The sequence below is a fragment of the Massilia sp. TWP1-3-3 genome (assembly GCF_049897805.1).
In the GTDB taxonomy this organism is placed as follows: Bacteria; Pseudomonadota; Gammaproteobacteria; order Burkholderiales; family Burkholderiaceae_D; genus Telluria_A.
Genome location: NZ_JAFCWX010000017.1, coordinates 1 through 14,020 on the forward strand (window position 1 = coordinate 1; position 14,020 = coordinate 14,020).

Below are 14,020 nucleotides of genomic sequence, written 5' to 3' on the forward strand. Positions count from 1 at the left end.
GGAGTAGAATTCATATCGGGCAAGGTGTGTTCGTGCTGATGGCTTAGGTTTCTAGATAACTCCCATTCTATCAATCACTTACGGCATTCTTGCCCTTTTTTATGCAAAATTCAGGCTAGACGGCGCCCAGGCCGGCTTCGATGCCTGAAACGGCGCTGGAGCGCTGTCTGCTCCTGGTGCGCGCGGCCCGCGCTCTTGACGGCGCGGAGTTGGCACACACCTCGGCACACACCCTGGCGCAGCTGGAAGCGGCGCTCTTGCAAGCGAACACGGAGCAGCACGCGCAACGTGTTGACGAGGCCCTTGATCCGGTCATCATGCTCGACGCGGCCGGCTACCTGACCGGCTGGAGCAAGGGCGCCGAAGCGATGTTCGGCTACACCCGCCAGGAAGCGATCGGCCAGCACGTGCTGTTCCTGTACGGCGACGCCGACCGCGGCGAGACCGTACCCGAACTGTTTTTGGAAGGCGGCGCCGGGCTGATCGAAGCGCAGCGCCGCACCAAAAGCGGGTTTCTGATCTGGGTACGGCTGGCCGTGTCGATGCTCCACGACGACGCCCTGCAGCCGGCGGGCAGGCTGGTGCACCTGTCGAACGCGGTGGAGCACTTGAACGCGGCCGAAAAGACCCGCCTGCACGCGCGCATCATCGAAGACAGCGACCAGGGCGTGCTCATTACCGACGCCAGTGAGCGCATCGTCTCGATCAACAGTTCGTTTACGCGCATCACCGGCTATTCGCCGCTTGAAGCCATCGGCCAGACGCCCGACCTGCTGCGCTCGGGCGTGCACGACGCCGAGTTTCGCGCCAAGGTGCGCGCCGCGATGGCCGGCGAAGGCGCCTGGCGTGGCGAAATCATCGGCAGGCGCAAGAACGGAGAACTGTTCCCGCAGTCGGTCACCATCAGCGTGGTGAGGAGTGCGCAAGGCGTGATCACGCATACGTTTTCGCTGTTTTCCGACATCAGCGTGCACAAAGACGCCGAGGCGCGCATGCAGCGCATGGCCAACTACGACAGCGTGACCGGGCTGCCCAACCGCGCCTTGCTTGGCACCTTGCTGCGCCAGGTGCTGGCCGAGGCGCACCGCATCGGCCAGCACGGCGCGCTGATGGTCGTTGAAATTGGCCGCATCGGCGCCATTGGCGACACGCTCGGCGACGACGTTGCGAGCGACTTGATGTGCGAGATCGGACGGCGCTTTCGGCAACTGATCCGCCCCGACGACATTTTGGCGCGCATCGAAGGGGACCGCTTTGCCGTCGCCATGCCGCTGATTGAAAAACGCGAGCACGCCGCCATCGTCGCCGACAAGCTGCTCAGCGCCCTGGCGCACCCGATCGTCGTGGCCGGCCACAGCCTGCAGGTGAGCGCGCGGATCGGCATTGCGATTTATCCCGACGACGCCGCCGACAGCGCCACGCTGGTGCGCTACGCCGACGTGGCCATGACCAAGTGCGCCGCTCTGCACGCCTGCGGCTACCTGTTCTACCACCGCGAAATGGACCAGCGCGCCAAGGAGCACATGCGACTGGAGACCGAGCTGCGCGCCGCGCTTGCCGCCGGTGAGCTGGCGCTGCACTACCAACCCAAGGTCAGCCTGCGCAGCGGACGCATCGTGGGCGCCGAAGCGCTGCTGCGCTGGCGCCATCCGCAGCGCGGCATGATCGCGCCTGCCATGTTCATCCCCTTGGCCGAGGAAACCGGGCTCATACTCGACATCGGCAGCTGGGTGCTGGACCAGGCGTGCCGCCAGGTGCGCGCCTGGGGCGACGCCGGCCTTGCCACCCCGCCCATCGCGGTCAACCTGTCGGCGCGCCAGTTCGACGCGCAGCTGCCCGCGCGCCTGCACGAAGTGCTGGGCCGCCATGGCGTCGAGCCGCGCCAGCTGATGCTGGAAATTACCGAGAGCCTGCTGGTCAAGGGCGCCGACGTCGTCGCCATCATGAACGCGCTGGTGGCGATGGGCATGACGCTGGCGCTGGACGATTTTGGCACCGGCTACTCCAGCCTGGCCTACCTGAAGCGTTTTCCCATCAGCACGCTCAAGATCGACCGCAGCTTCGTGATCGGCCTGCCGCACGAGGAAAACGATTGCGCCATCGCGCGCGCCATCGTCACCATGGCCCAGCAATTGCGCCAGGAGATTGTTGCCGAAGGCGTTGAAACAGCCGAACAGATGGCTTTCCTGCGCGACCTTGGCTGCGACCAATTGCAAGGTTACTTGTTCAGTCCGGCTGTAACTGCCGACGAATTCGCCGCCATGCTGCGCGCAGGAAAGACGCTGCTGCTTTCTCCGTGACGCGCCTTCGCCCGGCTGTTTTAGCTCAATCGAATCGACACTTTTTAGCCCATTATTTGCTGCGTGTTCCAATCAGGGGAGGGTGCCGTGCCACAGGCTAGTGTCGTCATGCCGACGTTTCAACAAAGCCGTTTCATCCGGCGCGCGCTCGACAGCCTGCTGGCGCAAAGCCTGGACGACTGGGAGCTGATCATCATCGACGACGGCTCGCAAGACGATACGGGCAGCGCGGTGCTGCCTTACCTGGAAGACGCGCGCGTGCGCTACGTGCGCCTGCCGCGTAACGGCGGCCTGGGCGCGGCGCTTAACCAAGGCCTGGCGCGCGCCCGCGCGCCGCGCGTTGCCTATCTGCCCAGCGACGACGTGTATTACCGCGATCATCTGCTGGCGCTGTGCCAGGCACTGGACGCCAACCCGCGCGCTTCGCTTGCCTGCGCCGGGGTGCGCCACCATTACAACCGCAGCGCCGAAGGGCACATCGCCGGCTATCCGCTGCAGCTGGTGCAGTGCATGCACCGCCAAGGCAGCGAGCGCTGGCTGGAACGCTCGCAGATCGAATCGGATGATCTGGAGCGGCTGTTCTGGGGAAAACTGCGCTTGGCAGGTGATGTTGCGTACACCGGCCACGTCACCTGCGAGTGGGTCGATCATCCGCACCAGCGGCACAAGGTGATGCAGGAACCGGTGGGCGGCATCAACCCTTTCCGCCTGCGCTACCGCGTGCAGGAGCCGCTCAGGTTTCACAGCACCGTTGGCAACGCGATCGACGAGGTGGCGCACTACGCGGCCATGCGCGCGCGGCCTGCAACAGCCAGTGCGCCCGACGGTCTCAAGATCCTGCTGGCGGGCGAACTGGCCTACAACGCCGAGCGCGTGCTGGCGCTCGAAGAGCAAGGTCACACGCTGTATGGTCTGTGGATGCAGGAACCGTACTGGTACAACAGCATCGGCCCGTTGCCGTTTGGCCGCGTGACCGAACTGGCGCACGACCAGTGGCGCGAAGAGATCGCGCGCATCAAGCCCGATCTCATCTACGCGCAGCTTAACTGGCAGGCCGTGCCTTTCGCGCATGAGGTGCTCATGTCCACCGCCGGCATTCCGTTTGTCTGGCACTTCAAGGAAGGCCCGTTCATCTGCATGGAAAAAGGAACCTGGCCACAGCTCATTGACTTGTTCCGGTATGCGGACGGGCGCATGTTCGCCAGTGCCGAAATGCGCGACTGGTTCGACACCGTGGTGCCGGGCCTGTCGCACACCCGGCCATGCTTTGTGCTTGACGGCGACTTGCCCAAAAAAGACTGGTTCGAGCAAAGCGCCGGCGAATTGCTTTCTTCTTGCAGCGGCGAGATCCACACCGTGGTGCCGGGCCGGCCCATGGGCCTGCATCCGCAAACGGTGGCCGAGCTGGCGCAGCGTGGCGTTCACCTGCATTTTTACGGCGACTTCACCCAGGGGCAATGGCGCGAATGGATCGCCAAGGCGCGCGCGCTGGCGCCGGCGCACCTGCATTTGCACGCCAACGTCGAACAGGCGCGCTGGGTGCAGGAGTTTTCGCGTTACGACGCCGGCTGGCTGCACGCCTTTGTCAGCGAAAACCACGGCGAACTGCGGCGCGCCAACTGGGACGACCTGAACATCCCCGCGCGCATGGCAACGCTGGCTGCGGCGGGGCTGCCGATGATCCAGCGCGCCAACCCAGGCGCCATCGTCGCCAGCCAGACGCTCGCGCGCGAACTTGGCATTGGCGTCTTTTACGACACGGTCGCCGGCCTGGCGCACCAGCTGCGCGAGCGCAGCGCCATGGAAGCGGTGCGCGCTAACGTGTGGGCGCAGCGTGCGCTGTTCACCTTCGACCATCATGTACCGGACCTGGTGGCGTTTTTCCGCACGGTGATCGCCAGTGCCAGCGGGGCGTCCTCGAGCGCGAGGAGCGCAGCTTGAAGCGCATGCGCTGCGAGATCGTCATATCCTACACGGACCGCAGGAAGCACCAGGAGCTGGCGGGGAAGGTGGCAGTAGGCTTGGTGTCGCTCGAGTCGCTTGGGCACGAGGTGGCGACCTGGTACCTGCTTTCGAACGGCGTCTCGCTCGACACCATCCTGCGCGTCATCACGATGCCGCACAAACGGCGCAGGTAAGGCGCGCCCTTAATGCGCACTGCGCCGGGACGGAAAATTGCCAGCGCGTGACGCCAGCCGCCGTCCGCAGCCGCTATTTTTTCCCTGGCAGCGTCCACTTGAGGCCGCGGGTAATCAAGCCGGGCGCCAGCGTCAGATGGTCTTCATCGGCAAACACGCGGCTCTCGATCTGCAAGCCCGGATAATGCCGCGCTTTGAGCAGCGCCTGAAACTGCTTGAGATCGGCCACCATGTTTTCCTCCGGCCCCGTCTCGAGCGAGCCGACGCCAAAATACAGCCGTGCCTTTAACTCCTTGTGGGATGCCGCGAAGGCCTTTTCGCGCTCGAACATCACGCGCTTGCCGTACCACAGTGACGGACTGCCCAAAATATATTGGTCGAACATCGACGGCTCGGTGAACAGCACCTGCAACCCGAGCAAACTACCGTACGAGTGGCCCACAAAGACCTTGCGGGCCATATCGGATCGGTAACGCTGCGCAATCAGCGGGAAAACGTCGGTAGCGATAAAGCGCCGGTAAGCTTCTGCCTTGCCAAATTGCGGCGTTCGGCCCGGCATGTCGGACACATAATTGGAATCCGGAGGATTAACCGGCGTGTAGTCGCGCCGCCGGCTAAATTCACTCGTATCGCCGGTCGCATAGCCCAGGCCCACCAAAATGAATTCTTCCAGGCCGCGTCCATTGGCGCCGACCCGCTTTGCCACGCTGCGCGTGAGCGGGAACGCATAATTTGCGTCGGTCACAAAGACGACGGGATAGCGCCTGGTCGAGCTGTTGTACGAAGGCGGCAGGCCGACCATGATCTGGTAATCGCGCTTGAGTTCCTTGGCGTGCAGGCTGTGCACGGCAGTATCGTCAAGAACGTAGGGCGGCGCGGCCTGCGACCAGGCAGTGTTGGACAAGGCGACCATGCACATGGCAAAAAACGGGGCAAAAAACAGCTTTTTCAATGAGCGCTCCAGTGATAAGGCAGTGCTCATTATTACTTAATTTTCGGCCAATGTTGCTTAATAGCGCCTACGGGTGGGGCGCAAAGGGTCGAGCAAGCCGCGCAGCGCATTGTGGTCAAGCTCGTACATCAGCGCGAGCAGCTCGCCCAGTTCGCCGCGCGGAAACCCTTCGCGCGCGAACCAGCCGAGGTAGTGACCAGGGAGGTCGGCAATGAATTTGCCTTTGTATTTTCCATAAGGTATTTCACGGGTTAGCAGCAGTTGGAGATGTTCGGGCTTCATGGTAGGCAACACTCTAACGCAAAATGACATAACGGGGAAACGATGCGCAAGACTTATCACGGCAGCTGCCATTGCAAGGCGGTGCGCTTCGAGGCCGACATTGACTTGAGCCTGGGCACTTTGCGCTGCAATTGCTCGATTTGCAAAAAATTGCGATGCTGGCCGGCGGTGGTGAAGCCCGACGCCTTTCGCTTGCTTGCCGGCGCCGAGGCGCTGTCGCTCTACCAGTTCGGCACCAAAACGGATGAGCACTTTTTCTGCAAGCATTGCGGCGTAAGGTCGTTCGGCACTGGCAACTCGCCGCGGTGGGGCAGATTCTACGGCGTGAACGTCACCTGTCTGGACGATGTCACGGACCAGGAGCTCGCAGCGACGCCAGTGACCTATCTGGACGGGCACAACGATCGCTGGGATAGCATGCCCATGGAAACCGGCTATTTGTAAGCGCAACCGTCACGCCAGTGCATAATCGTGCCCAAGGAGAAAAGCATGGAAGAACCATTTGATCTTGCCCGTTTCACCGAGGCGCAGGCGCCGGTCTACGACGCCGTCGTCGCCGAACTGCGCGCGGCGCACAAACGCACCCACTGGATGTGGTTTATTTTCCCGCAGCTTGCCGGCCTTGGCCGCAGCGCGATGGCGCAGCGCTATGCGATTTCCTCGATCGCTGAAGCGCGCGCCTTGCTCGCCCATCCGGTGCTTGGCGCGCGGCTGCGCGAATGCGCCGCCTTGCTCGCCGCCACCGAAGGGCGCAGCGCCCACCAGATCTTCGGCGATCCGGACGAGTTGAAACTGCATTCCTCGCTGACCCTGTTCGCCCAGGCGGCGCCGGACGAGCCGCTGTTTCGCACGTGCCTAAAAAAATTCTACAACGGCGCGCCCGATGCGGCCACGCTGGCGCTGCTTTCCTGAGGAGCCTTCATTGACCCGAACGCGCCACCTGCTGTGCCTATTTCCCGCGCTATTGCTGGCCGGCTGTGCATCCACCGGCCCGTCCGACACGCTCGCCAGCGTCGTCGACCGCTTTGACATCGTCAGCCGCACCCCCGCCTTTGCCGGCGCCCCGTTCGAAGGCGGCGGCGAATACGAGACCATCGTTGCGGTAGCCCACATGCGCATCAATCCGCGCCACCCGTTGAACCGGATCATCGCCGATATTGACCAGGGCGGCACGCCGCTCGCCTGGATTTCATACCAGACCGATGTCGTGATCCTGCGTCCGCGCGAAGCAGTGCACGCGTCGCGCGCACTGCTGGTCGAGCTGCCCAATCGCGGCGGCTATCTGTTCCCCGTCATGGCCAACGACGCCGTCAGCGAGGCCGGAAAGCCGGCCACCGCCGGCAATGGCTTTACCATGCGGCGCGGGCACACGCTGGCCTGGATCGGCTGGCAGGGCGATGTCCCGCTGGCCGCCAATGGCAGCGCGGCCGGCATGCAACTGCCGCTCGCCACGCGGGCCGGCATGCCGATCACAGGGCCAAGCTTCGCCGAGGCCGTGTTCGACAATGGCGAGACCACGGGAACGATGGCGCTTGCCTATCCCGCCGCCTCGCTCGACCAGTCGCAAGCTGCGCTCACGGTGCGCGCCTACGCCACGGCGGCTCCGGTGCTCGTGGCGCGCAGCGCGTGGCGCTTCGAGGGCGCGTCGGCCGTCACGATCGCCCGCCCCGGCGGGGTTGATGCCGGCGCCATCTACCGCTTTGACTACCAGGCCAGCAACCCCCGTCTGATGGGCCTTGGCATGGCGGCCGTGCGCGACGTGACCAGCTTTCTCAAGTCGGGCGCGCCTGACGGGGCAGGGCAGGCCAATCCGCTGTCCGACATCCGGCCCAACGTGGCCATCGCGGTTGGCGTATCGCAGTCCGGGCGGGTGCTGCGCGACCTGATCTGGCAGGGCTTCAACCAGGATCCGGCCGGTGGCAAAGTCTTCGACGGCGCCATGCCGCTGATCGCCGGAAGCCGCAAAAGTTTTGTGAACGTGCGCTTTGGCCAACCGGGCCGCTACTCGACCCAGCATCTGGATCACGTCACTTATGGCGACCAGTTCCCCTTCAGCTATGCGGTCACCACCGACCCGGTCAGCGGCAGGACCGACGGCATCTTTGCGCGCTGCCAGGCCACGGCCACCTGTCCTAAGCTGATGCATGTCGACAGCAGCGTCGAATTCTGGCAGGGCCGCGCGTCGCTGGTGGTGGACAACGGCGCCGGCAAGGACATCGCATTGCCAAATGACGTGCGCGCGTACCTGATGTCGTCCACCCAGCACATGGCCGCCGACCGGCCATTTACTGTCGTATGCAAATACCCGAGCAATCCGGCGCGCCAGGGGCCGGCGGTGCGCGTGCTGCTCGACCGGCTGGTCGACTGGGCGCGCAGTGGCAAGGAGCCGCCTGCCAGCCGCTACCCGCGCCATGCCGACAGCATGCTGACCCAGCCTACGCGCGAGGCTGTCGGCTTTCCCGACCTGGCCGGAGTGGATTTTCCAGCCGCGCTTAATGAGTTGATAGTAGTCGATTACAGCGGCGAGTCGGCGCGCGCGCAGCCGGGCCTGCGCTACAACGTGCAGGTGCCGATGGTCGATGTGGACGGCAACGACATCGCCGGCATCCGCCTGCCCGACGTGGCCGTGCCGCTGGCGACCTACACTGGCTGGAACCTGCGCCGCAGGGGCTACGCCGAAGGGCAGCTGTGCGGCTTGAACGGCATGCACCTGCCTTTCCCGGCGAGCGAGCGCGTCGGCGATTCGCGCCGCGCCATCGCCCAGCGATACGCCAGCCGGATTGCATACGCCAAGGCGGTGGCGCTGGCCGCGCGCGAGCTGCGCGACCAAGGACTGTTGCTGCAGGAAGATGTCGAGCGCTACATCGAGCGCGCCAAGGGGGACACCCGCGTGGCGCCATAGGCGGCAGTCGTCATCCATTTTTACAAGCGGTGACTGACCCAGAAATCGCGAAGTTCGGCAATCGAAAAACTAAAACAACATCGTCCTCGCGAACGCGGGGACCCATGGAGCAGTTGCTCAGATCCACCGTTCTTTGGGTCCCCGCGATCGCGAGGACGATGTGGTATGTGTAGCTGATGGCAAAACCGGCGCACGCTGGGCAAAGGCGAGGGAAAACGGCGGTAGGGACGCGATCAGTATCGTTTCTTCTCCCGAAGCAGTGATTGGCAAGGATCGCCCAATGACATGTGGCAGGCGCCAGGTCAAGCCCAAACCGCCCTTTTTTGGTTGTTGCGTATAATCTGTCCTTAGTCAGACCAACCATCATCAGAGAACACACAATATGGCATCATCGAACGACAACATCAGCATGGCCGTCTTTTGCGACTTCGAGAACGTCGCGCTCGGCGTGCGCGACGCGAACTACGAAAAATTCGACATCAAGCCGGTACTCGAACGTCTCCTGCTCAAGGGCAGCATCGTGGTCAAGAAGGCGTATTGCGATTGGGAGCGCTACAAGGGCTTCAAGGCCACCATGCATGAAGCGAACTTCGAGCTGATCGAGATTCCCCATGTGCGCCAGTCGGGAAAGAACTCGGCCGACATCCGCCTGGTGGTCGATGCGCTCGACCTTTGCTACACAAAATCGCACGTCAACACCTTCGTTATCATCAGTGGCGACTCCGACTTTTCGCCCTTGGTGTCCAAGCTGCGCGAGAACGCCAAGCAGGTGATCGGCGTGGGCGTCAAGCAGTCGACCTCGGATCTGCTGGTGGCCAACTGCGACGAATTCATTTTCTACGACGACCTGGTACGCGAAGTGAAACGCGCCGCCGCCAAGCGCGACGAGCGCAAGAAGCCTGAAGCGCGCCGTCCCGCTGTTGCCGGCACGTCCGATGAAGCCATCCGCCGCAAGGAAGAACTGGAAGAGCGCAAGGCCAAGGCGATCGAGCTGGTGGTCGAGATGTTCGACGCGCTGGTATCCGAACGCGGCGACAGCGGCAAGATCTGGGCCTCGCTGCTCAAGGATACCTTGAAGCGCCGCCGTCCCGATTTCAACGAGACTTACTACGGCTTTCGCACCTTCGGCAACCTGCTCGAAGAAGCGCAGAACCGCGGCATGCTTGAATTTGGCCGTGACGAGAAATCGGGCGCCTATGTGTACCGCAGCAGCAATCCGCCGGCCCTGAACGCGGCCGCCGGCGAGCCGGCGACGGAGCAGGCGGGCGAGCAGGACAGCGCGCTGGTCGAGGTGCAGGAGCCACGCGAAGCGCGTCCTGCGCGTGAAGTGCAGGAGCCACGCGAAGCGCGCCCACCGCGCGAAGGGCGCGCGCCGCGGGAGCCAAGAGCGCCGCGCGAGCGCCAGCAACAGGCGCCCCAATCCGATGCGCGCCGCCGTGGTGGGCGTGGTTACCGCAGCGAGGCAGTGGTCAACGACCAGGCGCCGCCGGCGCAGGACAGCGAAGCGATCGACCCGATCGAATTGCAGCCGCCGATGCCCAAGCCGCAGGGCAAGGGCGACGCGCGCCGTGGTGCGGGCCGGGGCGGGCGCAATGGTCGCAAGGGGGCCGATGTCTACGAGCCGGTGCCTAATCAGGCCGAGCTGGAACGCCAGATGCATTTGGCGCAAGGCGACGATGAGGACGAGCACGAGAGCGTCGCTGAAGTAATTCAGGTGGCGCCGGAGCCAGCCCCGGAGCTGGTGCCAGAGCCCGTGCAGGAAAAGCGCCGCAGCACGCGTGGTGCGCGCAAGAGTGCAGTGAGCAAGGTTGACGCTGCGCTGATGGCGGAAGAGCCAGTGGCCGAAGAGCCGGTGGCCGAGGCGCGGGTGGAAGACGCGCCTGAGGCGGCCGAGGCTGCTGTCGAAGCCGAGGCCCCGAAGAAGGCTGCCCGCAAGCCGGCGGCGCGTCCGCGCAAGCCGGCCAAGCCGAAGGCGGAAGCGGAGTAAGCTTTCCGCTTGTGAGGCGAGTGGTGGTGTGAGCGTCACACTTGCGAAGTAAATGGTGCTGTGTGCACCACTCTTGCGGGATACTTGTGGTGTGAGCACCACTCTTGCGGGGTAAGTGGCGCTGTGAGCGCCGCACTTGCGAAGTAACTGGCGCTGTGAGCACCACTCTTGCGGGGTAAGTGGCGCTATGAGCACCACCACATCGTCCTCGCGTACGCGGGGACCCATAGAACAGTTGCTCAGTTGAACCGTTCCATGGGTCCCCGCGTGCGCGAGGACGATGTAACTTTGCGGCGCTGCAGCCCCATTTGCGACAGCCGCGTGCGCGAGGACGACGTGACTCTGCTGCGCTCCTTAGCGCGAAAGACCTGGACTGACGTGCTCGTATGCGTGCACTTCGCTTGTTGCCATCCGCACTTGCGCCATGCACAATCTCCAAAAAACGGGCAAACTGACAAGCAGCATCCCTGTCTAACCTGCACACCCATCAGGCATCAAGGAGTCCGCCATGCGTTCGCTCATTGGAGTCATGCTTTCCCTGGTCATTCTCGCTCAGCCCGCCATCGCGGCGCCGCCTGCGGCCGACCATCCCATTCTCGGCATCTGGAAACTCACGCTCCCTGACGGCAGCTGCTCCGAAGTCTATCGCTTCCGCGGCGACGGCACTACGCTCGTCACCAGCGCCGAAGAAATCGCCCAGAGCGAATTTAACATCCTGCCCCAGCCCAGCGCCAAGGGCTTCTACAAGCTCGAAGACCGCCTGGTCAAGGACAACGGCAAAAAAGATTGCGTCGGCCAGATCACCAAGGCAGGCGCCAAGGCGACCCATTTCGTTCACTTTCATCCGTCCGGCGCGCTGTTCCTGATGTGCGCGTCCGAGTCGCTTGAGGCTTGCATCGGGCCGTTTCGCCGCATGCAGGGCCAGGAGACCTGATCGCATGGTCCGCATCGGCGTCATCTCCGACACCCACGGCCTGCTGCGGCCCGAAGCAATGGCGGCGCTCGCCGGGAGCGACTACATCGTCCACGGCGGCGACATCGGCAACGCCGCTATCCTGGCCGAGCTGGCCGCCATCGCGCCGCTGACGGTGGTGCGCGGCAACAACGACACGGGGGCGTGGGCGCGCGCCGTGCCTGCCAGCGCGCGCCTGCAGGTCGGATCGGTGTTGCTTTACGCGGTACACGACATCGCCACCCTCGACATCGATCCCGTGCGCGAAGGGGTGCAAGTCGTCATTTACGGCCACTCGCACCGCCCGCTGGCCCAGCAGCGCGGCCCGGTGCTCTACCTCAATCCCGGCAGCGCAGGGCCGCGCCGCTTCAAGCTGCCCGTTTCGGTGGCCCTCATCGACGTCAACGACGGCACCATGCACGCGCGCATCGTCGAATTGAACCTGGCTTAGGCGTTCGTTCTTGAATTGATGCGTTTCAGCGGCATATAACCCTTGCTCGTCGCGTCGCACCCCATACAATGATCATTTAGACCATAATCACCTCGCTTTCGCTTACAGTACGCGTTTTTCCCACCATAACCATAACTTTTACCTGCCGGAGCTTTAATGTCATCCAAACCCATTTCCCCCTTGCGCCGCGGCTTCGGCGCGGTGTGGAGAACGCTCGACGCCACGCGCCGCGCTGTCCTGAATCTGCTGTTCCTGCTGATCCTGATTATCATCGTCGCGGCCATGTTCAGCGGCGGCGCCAAGCCGATCACCGCCAAGACGTCGCTTGTCCTGGAACTCAAGGGCGACCTGGTCGAGCAGCACAGCGGAACCGTGCGCGATGCGCTGGTGTCCAATATCAGCGGCGAACAGGAGCGCTCGGTGCAGTTGCGCGACGTGCTCACCGTGCTCGATGCAGCCGCCAAGGACAAAAACATCGGCAGCGTCGTCCTCATGCTTGACGACCTCAACGGCGCCGGCCTGGCCACGCTGCACGAAGTCGGCTCCGCGCTCGACCGGGTGCGCGCGGCCGGCAAGCCCGTCATCGCCTGGGGCGGCAGCTATGACCAGAAGCGCTACCTGCTCGCTTCGCACGCCAGCGAGGTCTACATGCACCCGATGGGCACCTTGCTCATTCGCGGTTTCGGCGGCCACCGCAATTACTATCGCGATGCGCTCGACAAACTGGGCGTGACGGTCAACCTGCTCAAAGTGGGCACCTACAAGAGCGCCGCCGAGCCGTTCATCGGCAACGGCCCGTCGCCCGCCGCAGCCGAGGCTGAAGCCTACCTGTACGACGCGCTGTGGGCAGGTTACACCGCCGACATTGAAAAGAACCGCAAGCTGCCCGCCGGCACAGTCATGACGCTGATCGACAATCTGCCCAAGCTGCTTGAAGAGGCGAAAGGCGATATCGGCAAGCTGGCCATGTCCAACAAACTGGTCGACGGCCTGAAAACGCGCGACGAAATCCGCGCCATGATGATCAAGCGCGGCGCCAAAGATGAAGACAACAAGACGTTCCGCCAGGTCAGCTTCCATGACTACCTGGTGCGCCAGACGCCCAAGCTGTTTGGCGACGGCGTCGGCGTGGTCGTGGCCGAAGGCGAAATTACCGACGGCACCGCCAGCCCGGGCGCCATCGGCGGCCTGTCCACGGCCAACATGATCCGCAAGGCGCGCGAAGACGACGCCATCAAGGCCATCGTCCTGCGCGTCGATTCGCCCGGCGGCAGCCCGTACGGCTCCGAACTGATCCGGCGCGAACTTGAACTCACGCGCGCGGCGGGCAAACCGGTCGTGGTGTCGATGGGCAACGTTGCCGCGTCCGGCGGTTACTGGATCGCGATGGCGGCCGATGAAGTCATCGCCGACCGCTCCACCATCACCGGTTCGATCGGCGTGTTTGCGCTGATTCCGACCGCCGACAAGGTGGCCGACAAGCTGGGCGTGCACACGGCGGGCCACACCACGACCTGGCTGGCGGATGCCTACAACCCCCTGCGCCCGCTCGACCCGCGCGTGGCCCAGCTGTTGCAAAGCAATGTGGAACGTATTTATACGGACTTCACCACCAAGGCGGCTGTAGCGCGCAAGACCACGCCGGCCAAGATCAATGAAGTGGGCCAGGGCCGGGTATGGACCGGCCTGCAGGCGCAGGAACGTGGCCTGGTCGACACCATCGGCAGCTACGGCGACGCGCTCAAGTCGGCCGCCAAGCTGGCCAAGCTGGCCCCGGGCTTTCGGGTTGCTTACATCGAGCGCGATGGTTCGGCCTTCGAGCATTTCCTAGAAATGTTCGGCGCCAGCGCGTCAACTGCCTTCACGGTCCAGGTGAAACTGGGCTTGCTGCCGGCCGGCTTGCCGCAAAGTTCGGTTGCGCAAGTGGGCAAGGACATGGCGTGGCTGACCGACATGAGCGGCAGCCATAACCCGTTCCAGACAATCACCCACTGCATGTGCACCCTGCCATAAGGCGACCATAACGGGAGTTTTGTAGCGAGTTTGTAACGCTATG

12 protein-coding genes are annotated in these 14,020 nt (G+C 63.8%); 10 read left to right on the top strand and 2 right to left on the bottom strand.

Going from position 1 to position 14,020, the window contains the following annotated elements:
* Window positions 1–140: 140 nt before the first annotated feature.
* From ACP7D4_RS16925 to ACP7D4_RS16935, 3 genes are all read left to right on the top strand, one after another.
* Complete coding sequence (locus tag ACP7D4_RS16925; RefSeq protein ID WP_426210273.1) at window positions 141–2,300, top strand: putative bifunctional diguanylate cyclase/phosphodiesterase; 2,160 nt, start codon at window positions 141–143, stop codon at window positions 2,298–2,300.
* An 87-nt stretch (window positions 2,301–2,387) separates the two neighbouring features.
* Window positions 2,388–4,241 (top strand): glycosyltransferase family 2 protein, encoded by a 1,854-nt coding sequence (locus ACP7D4_RS16930; RefSeq protein WP_426210275.1) that lies wholly within the window; start codon window positions 2,388–2,390, stop codon window positions 4,239–4,241.
* Window positions 4,238–4,438 carry a hypothetical protein gene (locus ACP7D4_RS16935; RefSeq protein WP_426102752.1) on the top strand — a complete coding sequence of 67 codons (201 nt, stop codon included), beginning with the start codon at window positions 4,238–4,240 and terminating at the stop codon, window positions 4,436–4,438. Before ACP7D4_RS16930 ends, ACP7D4_RS16935 begins: the two co-directional genes overlap by 4 nt.
* A 73-nt stretch (window positions 4,439–4,511) precedes the next feature.
* Here the strand turns inward: ACP7D4_RS16935 and ACP7D4_RS16940 are convergent, their stop codons facing one another.
* Window positions 4,512–5,390 carry an alpha/beta hydrolase gene (locus ACP7D4_RS16940; protein WP_426210277.1) on the bottom strand — a complete coding sequence of 293 codons (879 nt, stop codon included), beginning with the start codon at window positions 5,388–5,390 and terminating at the stop codon, window positions 4,512–4,514.
* 57 nt (window positions 5,391–5,447) lie between these two features.
* Window positions 5,448–5,672, bottom strand: a complete 225-nt coding sequence (locus ACP7D4_RS16945) for a DUF3820 family protein (protein WP_426210279.1) — start codon at window positions 5,670–5,672, stop codon at window positions 5,448–5,450.
* Between the two features lie 42 nt (window positions 5,673–5,714).
* Between ACP7D4_RS16945 and ACP7D4_RS16950 the strand changes: the two genes are divergently transcribed.
* The 7 genes from ACP7D4_RS16950 to sppA all read left to right on the top strand — a co-directional run bounded on the left by ACP7D4_RS16950 (window position 5,715) and on the right by sppA (window position 13,977).
* Window positions 5,715–6,116, top strand: a complete 402-nt coding sequence (locus ACP7D4_RS16950; protein WP_426102758.1) for a GFA family protein — start codon at window positions 5,715–5,717, stop codon at window positions 6,114–6,116.
* Window positions 6,117–6,161: 45 nt separating this feature from the next.
* Window positions 6,162–6,584, top strand: a complete 423-nt coding sequence (locus ACP7D4_RS16955; protein WP_426102760.1) for a DUF1810 domain-containing protein — start codon at window positions 6,162–6,164, stop codon at window positions 6,582–6,584.
* A 10-nt stretch (window positions 6,585–6,594) separates the two neighbouring features.
* On the top strand, window positions 6,595–8,574 hold the full coding sequence (locus ACP7D4_RS16960) for an alpha/beta hydrolase domain-containing protein (RefSeq protein ID WP_426210281.1): 1,980 nt from the start codon (window positions 6,595–6,597) through the stop codon (window positions 8,572–8,574).
* Between the two features lie 382 nt (window positions 8,575–8,956).
* The gene (locus tag ACP7D4_RS16965; protein ID WP_426210283.1) at window positions 8,957–10,561 is read left to right on the top strand and encodes an NYN domain-containing protein; all 1,605 of its coding nucleotides are present in this window, start codon (window positions 8,957–8,959) and stop codon (window positions 10,559–10,561) included.
* Window positions 10,562–11,069: 508 nt separating this feature from the next.
* Window positions 11,070–11,495: a hypothetical protein gene (locus ACP7D4_RS16970; RefSeq protein ID WP_426102766.1), complete on the top strand. Its 426-nt coding sequence runs from the start codon at window positions 11,070–11,072 to the stop codon at window positions 11,493–11,495.
* A 4-nt stretch (window positions 11,496–11,499) separates the two neighbouring features.
* Window positions 11,500–11,964, top strand: a complete 465-nt coding sequence (locus ACP7D4_RS16975; RefSeq protein WP_426102768.1) for a metallophosphoesterase family protein — start codon at window positions 11,500–11,502, stop codon at window positions 11,962–11,964.
* 156 nt (window positions 11,965–12,120) lie between these two features.
* The gene (sppA, locus tag ACP7D4_RS16980; RefSeq protein ID WP_426102770.1) at window positions 12,121–13,977 is read left to right on the top strand and encodes a signal peptide peptidase SppA; all 1,857 of its coding nucleotides are present in this window, start codon (window positions 12,121–12,123) and stop codon (window positions 13,975–13,977) included.
* Window positions 13,978–14,020 lie beyond the last annotated feature (43 nt).